Origin of the sequence: Cyclobacterium jeungdonense (genome assembly GCF_010994275.1) — a bacterium.
GTDB lineage: Bacteria > Bacteroidota > Bacteroidia > Cytophagales > Cyclobacteriaceae > Cyclobacterium > Cyclobacterium jeungdonense.
On record NZ_WMCD01000007.1, the window covers coordinates 30670 to 45993 of the forward strand.

The following is a 15324-nucleotide window of genomic DNA, read 5'->3' on the forward strand; positions in this document are numbered from 1 at the left end:
TACCAGACACTAACCTGTTTTTTTTACTTCTTTTCCTGCTGCTTTCTAGCGTACACTCCGAACAAATATGCTGCGATGACGGTGGCACCACTAATTGCAGGGATGTATGGGTGATGAACAACACCGAAAAAATGAAGCATATACGCTAAAGCTGCCAAAAGACCTATAGAAGCAACGAAAATTTGAAGAGACTTATTCATATTTATTTAAGTGAAAATTCAACCAAGGTACCTGTCGCGGGAAGGTAAATAGAAGCGTCTTTGAATGACGGTGCAGAAAACGCTTCGCGGGCATCATTGGAAAAACCATAGGCATCTTTGGGAATACCAAAAAGTGATTTTCGCATCCTGCCGTCTTCATCGGCATCATGAAACGCAGATAAGGCATAAAACCCTTCCTTTAGCCCTGCAATTCGAAAAACGGCCTTTCCAGATTTTATACGCTCTGACTTTGATCGAATTGCTTTTGCAGGCCGGTCCGGAAATCCTGACGGCGAGTTGAAAACCAATAATTGAACCAACCCTTCTGTTTCATTAGGGATATGGACCGTAATTTTAAGCACCGTATTGTTTCCGTCAGTTTTCATTAAAATCCCGATCACAAAAACCAAACAAATCATCCCCTTTCCCATGATGCTAAGGTACGTAATTGATCTATTTTTCCCGTAGAAGTGAAAGAAAAGCGCGGTATAAATAAGATGGATTTAGGGTCATGATAGCGTGGTAGCAGCCGCTTTGCCTCTTTCAACACGTGGTTTCCGCGTTCTATATCCTCATCATTTTCGATGACCAAGGTAAGTGCTTGTCCTAGTTTGGGGTCGGCTATTCCTGTAAGAAAAGAATTCCTACCAGGAAAAACCTCCTGTAGCAGGGGACTTAATTTCTCCAAAATCGATTCCGGATGCATTTTTATACCTCCGGAGTTGATCGCGAAATCAGCCCTCCCTTTCCAAACAAAGGATCGGTTGGATATCATTTCAACCACGTCATTGGTAAGTAGCCAGCCCTCCCCACTCATCGGGGATTGAATACAAAGCTTATTTTCTTTATCCACCTTTAACTTTACCAGAGGAAGGGCCTGGTATACCAGTGGTCCATCGGATTTAATATCCGCCAGCGCAATATGCGAAACAGTTTCGGTCATTCCGTAGGTTTGGTAGACCTTTCCCTTTACTCGCTTCAGTTTTTCCCTAAGTTCCGGACTTACCGGAGCTCCTCCGATTATCAAAACTTTGATCTGGTTTAAGGCATTTCGGCTATTCTCATCATCGTAGCAGGCCTCTGCCTGTACGGGAACCATGGCAGCAAAATCAAAATGGTAGTCCAGTAAGTTTTCAAGTGGATTTTGTTTTGGAAGATTGACCACTAAATCGCCTTGCCACTCCAACGCCCGAACCAACATCATTTTTCCTGCAATTTTCTCTGTATCCAGGCAGCAAAGCATGCGGCTCCTCTTTTTTATGCCAAAAAAACGCCCGGTAGCATGAACACTAGCATGCATTTGTTTGCGCGTTACTTGTACGGTTTTGGGAATGCCTGTAGATCCCGAAGTCTGCAAATCAAAGAAAGGCGTTCCATTCAGCCATTGCCTGCAAAATTCAAAAGCAGCATCAAACTCAGGTGCCAACCTGCTCTTCTTACCTGCCTTGATCTCCTCGGGAGTATAGCTTCTGTTTCCAAAAATTATCATCACTCTTTTTTTGTAAAATAACTAAAAAAATCCACCTATGGTCGAGAATCTACCTGGGATTCTTTCTGAAATGTAACATTTGGCTGTTATCTTGCAGACAAAAAACATCTGTAAAATGATTCATTGGACCACTGTAAAGGAATACAAGGACATCACGTATAAGAAATGTGAAGGAGTAGCCAGAATTGCATTTAACCGGCCAGAAGTGCGAAATGCCTTTCGCCCGCAGACAACAAGTGATCTTTACGATGCTTTTCACGATGCCCGGGAAGATACCAGCATCGGAGTGGTTTTATTGTCCGCAGAAGGTCCTTCTCCCAAAGATGGGGTTTATTCCTTCTGTAGTGGCGGGGATCAAAAGGCCCGTGGAAAGCAGGGCTATGTTGGCGAGGATGGCATGCATCGACTGAATATTCTGGAAGTGCAGCGATTAATCCGGTTTATGCCAAAAGTCGTTATCGCGGTGGTGCCGGGCTGGGCGGTGGGAGGAGGTCACAGCCTGCATGTTATATGTGACCTTACACTGGCGAGTAAAGAACATGCCCTTTTTAAGCAAACAGACGCAGACGTGACTAGTTTTGACGGAGGCTATGGCTCAGCCTACCTGGCTAAAATGGTGGGGCAAAAAAGAGCTAGGGAGATCTTCTTTTTGGGCAGAAGCTACACAGCTCAGGAAGCCTATGAGATGGGAATGGTGAATGCGGTCATTCCCCATGAGGCATTGGAAGATACGGCCTATGATTGGGCTCAGGAAATTCTGGCAAAATCTCCTACCTCTATCAAAATGTTGAAATTTGCTTTCAACCTTACTGACGACGGGATGGTGGGCCAACAGGTTTTTGCAGGTGAGGCTACCCGTCTGGCCTATATGACAGAGGAAGCCAAAGAGGGACGTGACGCATTCCTTGAAAAGAGGAAACCTAATTTCAAACATATCAAATGGATCCCTTAATACCCATTATAATAGGATCTAGTTACTTTAAAATTAGCTCAACGGCGAATTTTTCCCGTCAGAATCCCTTAAACTACTTTTTCCCTTTGTGATCTTTATTACATAATTATTCGGTATTTCTTCCTTTTTTTAGGCAACAATCAACCAAAAAAACCAATGAAGAAATATAAAATTTTAATTGTAGGTGGAGGCACAGCAGGAATCATGGTGGCCGCCAGGCTAAAAAGGGCGGATAAGCACCTGCAGATGGCAATTATAGAACCTTCGGATAAGCACTATTACCAACCCGCCTGGACTTTGGTAGGTGCTGGCACTTTCGATATGCAGAAAACCATTCGGCAGGAAGCGGATTACATTCCTGAAGGAGTGGATTGGATAAAGGATTCCGCTACATCGATTGATCCCGAAAACAAAACAGTTGGCACAAAATCCTCCGGACAGTTTACCTACGATTACCTGGTGGTAGCTCCGGGACTGGTCATGAACCTGGATGGGATCGAGGGATTAAGAGAGAGTCTGGGAAAAGGCGGAGTTTGTTCCAATTACGTAGATCCTGAGTACACCTGGGAGGTTTTGCAAAATTTCAAAGGAGGCAATGCCGTATTCACCCAGCCGGCCACTCCCATAAAATGTGGTGGAGCACCTCAAAAAATCATGTATCTGACCGAGGATTACCTGAGGAAGCATGGGCTGCGTAAAAAGTCCAATGTTATCTTTGCCACCCCTGGAACGGTAATTTTTGGGGTAAAGGATTTTGCAGACACGCTGAACAAAATCATTCAGGAGCGAGATATCTTTTTCAAACCGTTTTATACGCCGGTAAAAATTGATTCTAAAAACAAAAAGGTTCACTTCAAATATTCCCAGTCCGGTATCAATAGTTGTATTGGGACAGAAGATAGCAGCATCAACGAGGAAATTGTGGGGGAAACAGAAATAGTTATGCCCTACGAAATGTTGCACCTGGCTCCTCCCCAGGAAGCGCCCAAGTTTATCCAGGAATCCCTAATAGCCCATCAGGAAGGTCCCTCAAAGGGTTGGGTAAAGGTAGATATCAACACCTTGCAACACCTGGACTATCCGGATATTTTCGCTTTGGGTGATGTTGCTGCACTGCCTACGGCAAAAACCGGAGCAGCGATCCGGAAGCAAGCGCCCGTCGTCGCGAATAACCTGATTCAATTGATCAAACACAATAAGTTGGGTGAGAAACTGTACGAAGGATATTCCAGTTGTCCGCTGGTTACGGGCTATGGAAAAATGGTTTTGGCCGAATTTAAATACAACAATGTCCGGGATAGCGATCCACTTTTAAGTAAGCTATTTGATACTTCTAAAGAACTGTACCCGATGTGGCTCCTAAAGAAATACGGCCTTCCTTACCTCTATTGGAATCAGATGCTAAGAGGGAAAATGTAGCCGACCCGGTTCTAAAAGCAATAAAACCTGATTGTAGTCAGGTTTTATTATTTATGCCAAATTTGAAAATCCATGGATGAATTTGTATTTTCAAATTTAAAAAAATAAAAACCAAAACAATTTATGGATTTTAATTTACAGGCCTACGGTATAGAATTAACCAAGACTTTTAGAAATAGCGAGCGGGCCATTCTGTACGAATCGGCATTGCGCCTGGAAAAAGGGTCCGCCATCTCTAATAAGGGTGCATTGATGGTTTATTCCGGTAAAAAAACGGGGCGAAGTCCAAAAGACAAACGCATCGTAAGGCATCCTGCCTCCGAAAAAAACATTGATTGGGGTCCTGTGAATTTTGAAATGGATGAACATACTTTTTTAGTAAATAGAGAACGGGCCATCGATTATTTCAATACCCGCGATCATCTATACATAGTAGATGCATTTGCCGGATGGGATCCGGAATACCGCTTAAAAATCCGGATTATCTGCACGAGGGCTTACCATGCCTTGTTTATGCAAAATATGCTTATTATGCCCACTGCGAAGGAATTGAAAACCTTTGGGGAACCTGACTATACTATCTTTAATGCAGGTAGCTTTCCTGCCAACCATTTTACCACCAACATGACTTCCAAAACCAGCATTGGGCTTAGCCTGGAAAGAAAAGAAGTCGTTATTCTCGGGACAGAATATGCCGGAGAAATGAAAAAAGGCATTTTCTCTATTATGAACTACCTGATGCCCATGCGGGACGTCTTGCCCATGCATTGCTCCGCCAATGTTGGCAAACACGGGGATCTATCATTGCTGTTTGGATTATCCGGCACTGGCAAAACCACGCTAAGTGCAGATCCAAAAAGAAAACTTATAGGAGATGATGAACACTGCTGGCATAAGGAAGGGGTTTTTAATATCGAGGGTGGCTGCTATGCGAAGGCCATTGATCTGAGCCCAGAAAACGAACCGGATATTTTTGCTGCCATTCGCTACGGTACGGTTTTGGAAAACGTGGTTTTTGACCCCGTTACCCGCGAAGTAGATTACAGCGACACTTCCATTACCCAAAACACCCGGGCTTCTTACCCCATCGAATTTATTTCCAATTCCCAGATCCCTTGTGTGGCTGGGCATCCTAAAAACATCATTTTTCTTACTTGCGATGCCTTTGGGGTGTTACCGCCAGTGAGCAAACTCAGCCCCGAACAGGCCAGTTATCACTTTATTTCAGGTTATACAGCTAAAGTGGCTGGTACGGAGATGGGAGTCAAAGAACCACAGGCAACCTTTAGCGCCTGTTTTGGGGCGGCATTTATGATGTGGCACCCCAACACCTACGCCCAACTCCTGGCTCATAAAATGAAAACGCATCAGGTGAATGCCTGGCTGGTCAATACCGGCTGGAGCGGTGGCGATTACGGACTGGGGGCAAGAATCAAACTCAAGTACACCCGGGCCATTCTGGATGCCATTCACCATGGCGATTTTAATGACGTAGCCGTTCATAAAGAAAAAGAGTTTGGGCTGACCATACCGATGACTTGTCCAGGGGTCCCTGCTGAAATTTTGGTACCGGAAAATACCTGGGAGGATCAGGATAAATTTCGTAAAGTGAAAAACAAAGTAGTCAATCTCTTTAAAGAAAATTTCAAACAATTTGAACAACAGGTTGATAGAAATATCACTCATGCAGGCCCCCATTAATTGAGCGCATCGAATAGAACGTATTTCGGAATATACGAAAAACAACCCCTTCAAAGAATTGGGAAATTAGCTGATCGGGAAGATCCGGTCATTTTAAAATATAAAGTTGCAATTTAGCAGATAATTACCCAAATTCTACTATGAAAAAATTAGCGCTGGTTTTAAGCGGAGGAGGGTTCAATGGGGCTTTTCAAATAGGGGCCTTACATTACCTGAAAGAACATTGGCCTATACTAGGGGTGGATAAAGAGTCAATGGATTTCGACTGTGTGGCGGGGGTTTCTGTAGGCTCTCTGAATGGTTCGCTGATAGCAAGCCATCAGTTTGAAGAATTATGCGCTATTTGGGAAAAAGTTCGTAAGTACGGGGTTGAGGAAATTTACACTTCCGATTTTATCGATACAAGGTCTGATTCCGAAAACGTGGAATTCAAAGTAGACCCTGCTTTCCTTTTCGATACCTTTCTTCCTGAATTCAGACCCGATTTATCGATCTGGCAAATTCTGCCGCTGCTATTTTCCAAAAGGAAACAACGGGATTTTTTGCAAAAAACGCTAAGACAGGCTTCGGATGAATTTTCTGTTAATTTCAACCAGTTCAAGGCCCTGGCTGATAATGGTCCACTTGAGAAAAAGTTAAAAAGCTTATTGAAACGGGAACTGGTCAAAAGCAGCACGTTTCGATGCGGATTTGTATCGCTAAACGACGGAAAATATTATTCTGTAAAAGCAGAAGAATTTGCCTCAGACGAGGATTTCCAGCAAGGAGTGCTGGCTTCTTCGGCTATCCCCATCATCTGGGCTCCTGTACCGGAAGTACAGACTACCCATGGCCCCTTAAAACAATTAGTAGACGGAGGTATTAAAAATGTTTCGCCATTGGGAGATGTGCTGGAAGATATCCACAATGACCCCGATCATGACTACACCCTGCTCATCATAAACTGCAACACTCATGACCCCATACCTGAGAATTATGAAAACCGCAACATTGCACAGATAGCCCTGCGTGCATTGACAGACATCAGCCTAAGCGAAATTTTCAACAATGATATTCGAGAGTACTTGAGAATCAACGATATCCTTCAACAAGTGGGTAATTCCAGGGAGCTTTTCAATTATGATTACAAAAAACAGCAGCGAACCCAACAACCGCTGCGCGCATTTAAAACCATTATCATTCAGCCGGACGCGGGCATTCTTGGAGACAGCCTGGTTTCAACCAAATCACTATTTGATAAAAGGCACGCCCACGGCATAGACAAGGCAAAAAAAGCACTCTCTCTAATAAAAAATCGGGGAGCAAATTATAACACCATCCTTACATGAATAAAAAAGTCTTCTTCCTTTTATTCCCCTTCGTCATCTGGCCGGGAATTGTTTTTTTTGCTTCCGCCCAAACCTCCCTACGAGAGGTGTATAAAGTGGCTGGCAAAGATAGTCTAGCACTCGAAATTTATTTTCCGGACACCAACGATAAGCCCAAACCCGCCATGATCTTCTTTTTCGGGGGAGGTTGGAATCAGGGCAGCATCGAACAATTCCGGCCCCATGCCGAACATTTCGTTCAGAAAGGGCTGATTACCGTGCTGGTGGACTACCGGGTTCGCAGCAGGCAACAAACCAGCCCCTTTGATGCCCTGGAAGATGCCAAATCAGCGATCCGATATCTTAAACTACATGCGGAACGACTGGCTATCGACACCAGCAAGATCATTGCATCCGGAGGATCTGCAGGAGGTCATTTGGCGGCAGCCACGGCGCTGATTTCCGGATTTAACGGAAAAGAAGATCCCGAAATCAGTACCCAACCCGCGGCATTGGTTCTTTTCAACCCGGTTATTGATAACGGACCTGGTGGATACGGGTACGAAAGAATAGGAGCTCATTACAAAGATTTTTCACCACTTCATAACCTGTCTGAAGGCGCCCCTCCCACCCTCTTTTTTCTAGGCACCAACGATCAGTTGATCCCTGTAGTCACTGCTCAATATTATGCCATGGTCATGAAAAAAGTGGGGAGCTATTGCGAATTGATCCTTTATGAGGGCGAAGGCCATGGTTTTTTTAATGTTCGCAACAAAGAAATCTACCTGCAAACCCTTGAAGAAACCGAGGCATTTCTACGAAAAACAGGTCTTATGCCTCAGTCGAACTAAACCTGTTTGAATTTAATAAACGGCAACCTAACTTGTGATTATTTAAAGAAGAAAATAAAAACACTCAGTAAAAAAGCCACTACAAATCTGTAGCGGCTTCCGAATTTATTTAGCTGTTAGCTCCTATCAATAACCGGAATTCTGATCGGAGGTAGATAAGGCGGAGTCATTGTCAATTTCTACCAATGGAATAGGCAATACGTTGTTTCTCGACTGATATACAGGGATGGGTTCGGATGCCAATACTCCCTGCCTTCTCCACCTTCTTATCTCCCGGTTTCTAACCTGCTATCCAGCCAGCTCTACCCTTCTTTCGTGGATGATGGCCAATCGCATTTCTTCCTGGGATCCGGTTGGAAACTGAGCGGTTGGGTAGGGAGGCATGTCCACGTCTGCTCTGGCTCTCACCTGATTGATGTAAGGCAGGGATGCCGCAGGTCCGGAGGTTTCGTTTTCCACTTCAGCTATCATCAAAAAAACATCCGCATAGCGTATAACCCGAAAATTAATCCCCGAGTTGGTATCTTCATTTTCCCTTTTGTAGATGGCCGGATATTTTCTCCAACTAGGCCTGTCCACTGACCCCTGACAATGGGGCTTGTTCCGGGGGCGGCAGCATTGGTTACTTACACCCGCGGCTCGGCCTTGCATGGCAGAAGCCAAGTTGGGGACCGGAAGTGCCCGGATCTATTCACTACTCACAGAAGAAATCGCGCCGGTAACTTTCGCCCTCTCCTGCGTATCATAACCCACCACTACAACCTCAGAAAGTGCAGACATTTCCGGTTCCATAGCAGTATCAATGGTGCTATTGTTACCAACACGAACCTCCTTTACTTCAAACCCAATGAAAGAATATGACAATATGGCATCGGCCGATGGCACCTGAATGCGGTAGTTTCCATCGATATCGGTGGCGGATCCAAACGAGCTTCCTTTAATAAGGATGTTTACTCCGGGAAGCGTTTCTCCTGTATCGGCTGAAGTAACGGTACTCGTGACGGTCCGTTGCTGAGCAAAAAGAGAATTTCTGAAAAAGTAAAACATCGCAATGGCCCATACTTTGGCTGAAAGGGACCAAAAAGGTATCCGGTTCAACCAAAATTTGATTAGGTTTTTCATAGGTTACTACTTTAGGCTTTATGGTAATTGTTAATAAACTTTCGTAAAATGCCAAATTATTATCACTTTTCTATGACAAACTACAATAAAGGACACCATTTTTGAATACTTTCATTCCTTTTCAAATTATTTTTAGTCATTTTATAATAAAAAATCAAAGGCTTTGCAAAATAAATTCCGTTAGGAACCGAGTAAAATTAACGACAAACACAAGCTACTAAAATAATCCTATCGTTCTATTGGTTTCAGTCACTAATTCGTTAACCTTAAGACCCTTTCCTCATTTGAATACCCAGCAAGGCATCTAAAGAGATGAAAAAAACCATTTTAAATGTTATTAATACACTTAAAAACGGGTCGGTAACCTTTAACTTATGAAATTTTATTCTTCGAATGCTTAAATATCAATACAAAATATCATTTTATATTTTTTATTGCAAATAAGTGCACCAGTACATTGTCCTTCCGCTTGATTTTGTTAAGTTTAAAAATTAAGTATATAAATACTTACACAGTGAGGCATGTTGCCTAAAAAATATAGCTGTAGTCAGTTACTATAAACCCATACCAGGAGCCCTTGCAAACCAACGGCTCCTTTTTTTATTTAAGCAGGAATGCTTCCAATAAATCCCCAACATAATACGCTACAAGGGCCGCGACAAAACCTAGAGCAAGTGTTTCGGTGACACTTCGTAGGAGTCCCGTTTGGTTTACCCAGCTTTTTAGGGTACCAACAAATAAAAAGGCCATTCCAGTCAGCAAGCAAGTCCAGAAAAAAACGTCAAAGGCGGTGGTGAAAAAATAATCCCATACGTATACCATCAAGGGAATAAAACCTATCAAAATAAACGAAATCAATGTAGCCAAACCGATTTTGAAAGGACTTTTGGTTTCTTCCATCATGTTGAGTTCATCTTTCATCATTTCATTGACCCACCGATCCCTGTCAGAGACGATGACATCCACCACCTGCTGGAGCAATTCACCCTCAAAACCTTTTTCCTGGTAGATTTCTTCGATTTCCTCCCGCTCCTTTTTGGGCAAATTATCCACCTCCCAATATTCTATGTTTTTATGTTTTTCATAATTTTCCTTTTCAGATTTGGAAGATAGATAAGCTCCTATCGACATGGAAAGCCCATCTGCAAACAAGTTGGCAAATCCAAGAATAATAATAACCATAGGATCAAGATTGGCACCAACGGCCCCTGCTACCACTGCAAAAGTGGTGACTGCCCCATCTATCCCCCCATAAACAAATTCCCGCAAATATTCCTGAAGATTTTTAAAAAAAGGAATTTCCTGGTGTAATTCTGATTCTTTCATGTTTATTCGGATTGTTTATCAAAACAGCAAATACCAACTAGAAAGGTAACTATAAACTTTAATTAATGAAGGTTTCCAAAACCAAAAAATGGGTATCGTCGGCCCGTAATTTTAATTAAAATGGGCTGCTTGCTAAATTCCTTAAACCCGTTTTTCCTACCATTTCAAATTTTTGAATTAAATTTTGATCCATCAATTAAATGAATCTCATTGAGAATGAAACTAATAAATCGAACCTTGATTTTTTTTTCATCATGCCCTTGTGTGAAAAAAAACATTCTCCTACCTTTGCATCACTTCAAAAGAGAGGGAATATTCAGGACAAGGAAAAAGATTCTTTTAATTGTTAACTGAAAAAGATTTAGAAGTGGTATTTCATCCCGATTGTCATCGGGACCAAAGGCTGCTTCAGACAATTTAGTAAGGAATTCTAATAGTTCAGCTGGTTAGAATGTCCCGACTCGTCGGGAAGGGCGCCGGTTCGAACTTTAGAAATATAAAATATTGGAGTGGTAGTTCAGCTGGTTAGAATGCCTGCCTGTCACGCAGGAGGTCGCGGGTTCGAGTCCCGTCCATTCCGCTTAAAAGCCCCGGTTTTCCGGGGCTTTTTTGATTTCACCCATTTCCTAACCCAATCCCAGCCCCAGCTGGTTAGCATGTTCCGACCCGTCAGGAAGGTCGCCGGTTCGAGGGATCAAGGATCAAGCGGAAAAGTAGGGAGATTAATTGAATATCATCCCGAAGGAATAGTAAGCCAAAAAGCTGTAATCAAAAGGGCTTTATTAAGCTTCTACTGATCTGGATTTCCCGATCCGTGAAAAAGCGTATTACATGAAAATCAAGCGCCCTAGGTGGGCCTTACCCGGAAGATTTTGATTTCCAATTTCATTCGCTTTTACTACCTATTTCGATTGGAAGAAAATAGCTTTGACATTTCTTAGGCAATCAATCCTTTTGGGCGAGAGATTTTTACCAGATCTAATTTCTTTCACTACTCGATTTATATTCTTGTTAATGTTACTAGAAGAAGCGGATAAGATCTCACCCAAGGCTCGGTAAACCCTTACCTATGACAAGCTGCAATCTGGCTCTTTTCATCGTTCCTTACCACTTAGTTAACGATAAGGTAATCCTCGTTTAATAGCTTAGCTTCTTTAATACGTTGAAATCCAAAAGTGATTTTCGTACCTTACATAAAATCATTTCAAAGCACATCCCGAAAAATGAAAAACCTTCTTTTTGCCCTGTTACTAATAACTGCCTGCCAATGGAGCATGGCGCAGGAATACCGTGTATACAAAGCCCCTACCTTTCGCGAAGAATGGAGCAAACCCTCCGATTACCCAGACCGGATTGTGTTGAATTTTGGGGAGGATCCGGCCAGTCAGGCCAGCGTAACCTGGCGCACTGACACTACCGTCAGCAACACCTTTGCAGAGATCGCCATAGCGGATGGGGCTCCCAAGTTTTGGCGGAACGCGGAAACGCTCCCTGCCAAAACGGAATTATTGGATGCCTCTACGGTGGAAGTGGCTCGGGTAAAAGCCCATTACCATTCCGTGAAATTTACCGACTTGCAACCCAATACAATCTATGGGTATCGGGTGGGCGATGGCGACACCTGGAGCGAATGGATTCAATTTAGTACTGCTTCCAGCGATAAAGACGAACCCTTTGCCTTTCTCTATGTGGGTGATACGCAAAATTACATTCTGGAACTTTGGGCCCGTCTGATTCGGGAAGGATATCGAAAGGCACCGGATGCCAAATTTATCATCCATGCGGGAGATTTGGTGAATACCGCCCACCGGGATCAGGAATGGCACGAATGGTTTACAGCAGGTGGCTTTATACACAGCATGGTTCCTTCCGTTTCTACGCCAGGAAACCACGAATACCGCAGCATTCCCGAATGGGACGGAGCGGATGCGGAACGCAGGCTTTCACTGCAATGGCGACCCCAATTCACCTTGCCCGAAAACGGACCCGAAGGCCTGGACGAATTAACCGAAACGGTCTATTATATGGATTACCAGGATGCCCGGATTATTTCCCTTAACAGCAATGTGATGCAAGCGGAGCAAATCCCCTGGCTGGAAAAGGTTCTGGCCAATAACCCGCAGAAATGGACCATCGTCACCTACCATCACCCCTTATTCTCTGCCTCCGAAGGAAGGGAAAACACCCTTCTTCGGGAAGCATGGAAGCCCCTGTTTGACAAATATCAGGTGGATTTGGCCCTGCAAGGGCATGACCATAGTTATGCCCGGGGCCGGGTGTCTCCCGGAGACAATGTAATGGACGGGGTTAACGCAAGGGACAAAACCGGAACCGTATACGTGGTGTCTGTTAGCGGAGGAAAAATGTACGAACTCCGGAAAAACGCATGGGAGGATTACGAAGCCGAAAGGGACCGGGCCGCCGAAAACACCCAATTGTTTCAAGTGATCAGAATCGAAGGCGATAAATTAAGTTTTGAGTCCTACACTGCTGTGGGTGAATTGTATGATGCGTTTGACCTGGAAAAGCAAGCTGATGGCATCAATAAATTTATTGAGCGAAAATCTGAAGCCATATCAGAAAGGCGATTTTCCAACACCATTCCCTACGAAGATCCCTTGCCGGAAAACCTGAAAACGATTCTTCAGACCAGGTATCCTGATTATGTCATTTCCAGAGTAAGTGCCCGAAAAGAAGAGAGCATGTTGGTCTTTGCCGTTCGTCTGGAAAAAGAAGAAGGGGAAAGACTGGAATTGGAAATAGACGAAAACGGAACCATCAAGGAAGAAGAAAACCAATAACTCACAATTAATCAGCAGGTAAAGCAAAAGCGACGTAAGCATCGCCCGCAGGAGTGCCCAATCGGTTGGCACCACCTGCTGCAATCACTACGTATTGTTTGCCATCGGCTTCATAAATTGCCGGTACGGCGTAACCGCCTGCCGGCAATTTATATTCCCACAATACCTCTCCGGAATCGGCGTCAAAAGCCCTGAACATCTCATCAGCTGATCCGCCGATAAATACTAACCCTCCGGCAGTAGCCACACACCCACCAAAGTTCTGGGTACCTGTCGGTGCCACCCCGCGTTCCTTCAGTTCTGGATATTCGCCTAAGGGCACTTTCCATTTAATGGTTTGGGTGGTAAGGTCTATAGCGTTGAGCGTCCCCCATGGTGGGCGGCTGGCCGGAAAACCTTCCTCGTCGGTAAAGATTCGAAACCCCTGCAATACATACCGATCCATAGTTTCCTTTTCTTCCTTATTCGATTCGTTAGCAGTGTTAACTGGAGCTTCGTCCAATAAATAACTAATTAGTGCCTCTAATTCCTCTTCCCCGAAACCGCGAAAAGCAGGCATTACCCCATTTCCAGCGGTAATGATCTTTCTTGCCGATTCCCGATCGTGTCGTTCCTTCAGGTCGGTCAGAGACGGGTAAGCCTCTCCCAAACCCTGCCGATTTGCCCCATGGCAATTGGAACAATTGGACAGGTAAATGTACCTACCGGAACCGGGTCCACTGACTACATCTCCCGCTTCCGGGTCCCCGGAAAGGTTACGCAATTGGAGAATCATGGGAATTTCATTGGCATTCACATACACCATATGGTTTTCCGGGTCGTACGATAAGCCACCCCACAACATTCCTCCACGTGTGGCCGGAAAGGTAAGCGAACCTTCCAGGCTGGGTGGTGTGTACATGCCCTCATTTCGGTATTTGCCGAATTCTTCTTTGGCAAAGGCAGCAGCCTCTTCGGAGATCGTTGTTAAATAGGTACTATCCAGCCCCTGCGGCACTACCTGGATTCCATGGCCCCTTTTTTGGGTTGGATGGGCTACTTCACCGGGCACATAGGAAGGAGGCACCAGTTGCTCCTCCACATCCAGTAACGGTTTTCCGGTCTCCCGGTCCAGGAGTATCAACTCCCCCATTTTAGTAGGTTGAATCAGCGCCTTAACCATTTTTCCATCCATGGGAAAATCCGCCAGTGTAGGCGCACAGGGTAAATCGTAATCCCAAATATCGTGACTCACTGCCTGGTAATGCCATTGGTAGGCCCCGGTGCTGGCATCCAGGGCAAGGATGGAATTCCCGTAAAGATTCTCCCCTATGCGGTTGCCCCCATAAAAATCATAAGTGGGCGATCCAGTAGCCACGTACACCCATCCACTTTCTTCGTCCAAGCTTAGACCTCCCCAATTGTTGGTGCCCCCGTAGTTTTCGCCTTCCACCCAACGCCAGGTATCGTATCCGTACTCCCCTTCCTGCGGAATGGTATGAAAAATCCAGCGAAAATCCCCGGTCTTGGCGGAATAGGCGCGGATGTGTCCGGGAGAAGCATCATAGCCCTCCCCTGTTGCCGATCCTATTATTAACAGATCCTTGTAGATAATGCCCGGGGTATTCAAAGCTACCGAAAGGGTTTCCGGATCCCGGCCCAGGTCTTTGCGAAGATCCAACATGCCCTTTTCGCCAAATTCTTCTACCAGGGCTCCCGATGCCGCATCCAGGGCAAACAAAAGGTGACCGGCCGCCATAAAAATCCGGGTTTTACCTGCTTCCGTATAAGAAGTAACGCCCCTGTTCACGCCACCCGATTGCCCATACTCCTCCGGGTCGAAACGCCATAGCTCCTCCCCGGTACGTGCATCCAGCGCGATAAGGTCTAACTGAGGCGAGGTCAGATACATGGTATTTTCCAGGATAATCGGATTGCATTCCATGGGCGTACGCTCGCGTTTGTCACCCGTATGAAAGGTCCAGGCAGGTTCAAGCCGGTGCACATTTTCTTTGGTGATTTGTTCCAAACTGGAAAACTGGGCGGCCGTGGAACTCCCCCGGTACTGTTCCCAAGTGCTGTAGGTATCCGAAGCGTTTTCGGAAGTGCATCCAGGTCCCCAAACACATAGTAATATCAAAATTGAAAGGCAATCGGTGGTTTTCATAGTTCCTGAA

Annotated in this window: 13 protein-coding genes and 1 tRNA gene; 7 read left to right on the forward strand and 7 right to left on the reverse strand. The window is 44.8% G+C overall.

What is annotated here, in order from left to right:
- Positions 1–23: 23 nt before the first annotated feature.
- Genes GKS34_RS23290 through GKS34_RS14635 form a run of 3 tightly spaced genes read right to left on the reverse strand, consistent with a single transcriptional unit; the run spans position 24 to position 1689 of the window.
- Positions 24–200, reverse strand: a complete 177-nt coding sequence (locus GKS34_RS23290; protein ID WP_205602082.1) for a hypothetical protein — start codon at positions 198–200, stop codon at positions 24–26.
- Between the two features lie 2 nt (positions 201–202).
- Positions 203–586 carry a DUF2141 domain-containing protein gene (locus GKS34_RS14630; RefSeq protein ID WP_163385686.1) on the reverse strand — a complete coding sequence of 128 codons (384 nt, stop codon included), beginning with the start codon at positions 584–586 and terminating at the stop codon, positions 203–205.
- A gap of 29 nt (positions 587–615) precedes the next feature.
- On the reverse strand, positions 616–1689 hold the full coding sequence (locus tag GKS34_RS14635) for an AMP-binding protein (protein ID WP_163385688.1): 1074 nt from the start codon (positions 1687–1689) through the stop codon (positions 616–618).
- A gap of 106 nt (positions 1690–1795) precedes the next feature.
- On the opposite strand from GKS34_RS14635, the gene GKS34_RS14640 reads away from it, so the two are divergent.
- The 5 genes from GKS34_RS14640 (at position 1796) to GKS34_RS14660 (ending at position 7919) form a co-directional block, all read left to right on the forward strand.
- Complete coding sequence (locus tag GKS34_RS14640) at positions 1796–2641, forward strand: 1,4-dihydroxy-2-naphthoyl-CoA synthase (protein ID WP_262888582.1); 846 nt, start codon at positions 1796–1798, stop codon at positions 2639–2641.
- A gap of 156 nt (positions 2642–2797) precedes the next feature.
- Entirely contained in the window at positions 2798–4060 is a 1263-nt protein-coding gene (locus GKS34_RS14645) for an NAD(P)/FAD-dependent oxidoreductase (protein ID WP_163385692.1), read from the forward strand.
- 123 nt (positions 4061–4183) lie between these two features.
- Positions 4184–5761 carry a phosphoenolpyruvate carboxykinase (ATP) gene (pckA, locus tag GKS34_RS14650; protein WP_163385694.1) on the forward strand — a complete coding sequence of 526 codons (1578 nt, stop codon included), beginning with the start codon at positions 4184–4186 and terminating at the stop codon, positions 5759–5761.
- Positions 5762–5901: 140 nt separating this feature from the next.
- Positions 5902–7089, forward strand: a complete 1188-nt coding sequence (locus tag GKS34_RS14655; protein ID WP_163385696.1) for a patatin-like phospholipase family protein — start codon at positions 5902–5904, stop codon at positions 7087–7089.
- Complete coding sequence (locus tag GKS34_RS14660) at positions 7086–7919, forward strand: alpha/beta hydrolase (protein WP_163385698.1); 834 nt, start codon at positions 7086–7088, stop codon at positions 7917–7919. The genes GKS34_RS14655 and GKS34_RS14660 overlap by 4 nt, the downstream gene beginning before the upstream one ends.
- A 288-nt stretch (positions 7920–8207) precedes the next feature.
- Here GKS34_RS14660 and GKS34_RS14665 read toward each other — a convergent pair whose 3' ends face one another.
- From GKS34_RS14665 to GKS34_RS14675, 3 genes are all read right to left on the reverse strand, one after another.
- Positions 8208–8570, reverse strand: a complete 363-nt coding sequence (locus GKS34_RS14665; protein WP_240459311.1) for a RagB/SusD family nutrient uptake outer membrane protein — start codon at positions 8568–8570, stop codon at positions 8208–8210.
- A gap of 36 nt (positions 8571–8606) precedes the next feature.
- Positions 8607–9041 (reverse strand): carboxypeptidase-like regulatory domain-containing protein, encoded by a 435-nt coding sequence (locus GKS34_RS14670; protein ID WP_163385700.1) that lies wholly within the window; start codon positions 9039–9041, stop codon positions 8607–8609.
- A gap of 600 nt (positions 9042–9641) precedes the next feature.
- Complete coding sequence (locus GKS34_RS14675) at positions 9642–10367, reverse strand: VIT1/CCC1 transporter family protein (protein WP_205602083.1); 726 nt, start codon at positions 10365–10367, stop codon at positions 9642–9644.
- Positions 10368–10873: 506 nt separating this feature from the next.
- Between GKS34_RS14675 and GKS34_RS14680 the strand changes: the two genes are divergently transcribed.
- Positions 10874–10947 (forward strand) — tRNA-Asp (locus GKS34_RS14680).
- Between the two features lie 643 nt (positions 10948–11590).
- The gene (locus GKS34_RS14685) at positions 11591–13168 is read left to right on the forward strand and encodes a purple acid phosphatase family protein (protein ID WP_163385702.1); all 1578 of its coding nucleotides are present in this window, start codon (positions 11591–11593) and stop codon (positions 13166–13168) included.
- Between the two features lie 7 nt (positions 13169–13175).
- Here GKS34_RS14685 and GKS34_RS14690 read toward each other — a convergent pair whose 3' ends face one another.
- Positions 13176–15314: an outer membrane protein assembly factor BamB family protein gene (locus GKS34_RS14690; protein WP_163385704.1), complete on the reverse strand. Its 2139-nt coding sequence runs from the start codon at positions 15312–15314 to the stop codon at positions 13176–13178.
- Between the last annotated feature and the right edge of the window lie 10 nt (positions 15315–15324).

Coding starts and splice junctions, on each gene's coding strand:
- GKS34_RS23290 (WP_205602082.1), bottom strand. CDS start 200: ATGAATAAGTCTCTTCAAATTTTCGTTGCTTCTATAGGTCTTTTGGCA.
- GKS34_RS14630 (WP_163385686.1), bottom strand. CDS start 586: ATGAAAACTGACGGAAACAATACGGTGCTTAAAATTACGGTCCATATC.
- GKS34_RS14635 (WP_163385688.1), bottom strand. CDS start 1,689: ATGATAATTTTTGGAAACAGAAGCTATACTCCCGAGGAGATCAAGGCA.
- GKS34_RS14645 (WP_163385692.1), top strand. CDS start 2,798: ATGAAGAAATATAAAATTTTAATTGTAGGTGGAGGCACAGCAGGAATC.
- pckA (WP_163385694.1), top strand. CDS start 4,184: ATGGATTTTAATTTACAGGCCTACGGTATAGAATTAACCAAGACTTTT.
- GKS34_RS14655 (WP_163385696.1), top strand. CDS start 5,902: ATGAAAAAATTAGCGCTGGTTTTAAGCGGAGGAGGGTTCAATGGGGCT.
- GKS34_RS14660 (WP_163385698.1), top strand. CDS start 7,086: ATGAATAAAAAAGTCTTCTTCCTTTTATTCCCCTTCGTCATCTGGCCG.
- GKS34_RS14665 (WP_240459311.1), bottom strand. CDS start 8,570: ATGCAAGGCCGAGCCGCGGGTGTAAGTAACCAATGCTGCCGCCCCCGG.
- GKS34_RS14670 (WP_163385700.1), bottom strand. CDS start 9,041: ATGAAAAACCTAATCAAATTTTGGTTGAACCGGATACCTTTTTGGTCC.
- GKS34_RS14675 (WP_205602083.1), bottom strand. CDS start 10,367: ATGAAAGAATCAGAATTACACCAGGAAATTCCTTTTTTTAAAAATCTT.
- GKS34_RS14685 (WP_163385702.1), top strand. CDS start 11,591: ATGAAAAACCTTCTTTTTGCCCTGTTACTAATAACTGCCTGCCAATGG.
- GKS34_RS14690 (WP_163385704.1), bottom strand. CDS start 15,314: ATGAAAACCACCGATTGCCTTTCAATTTTGATATTACTATGTGTTTGG.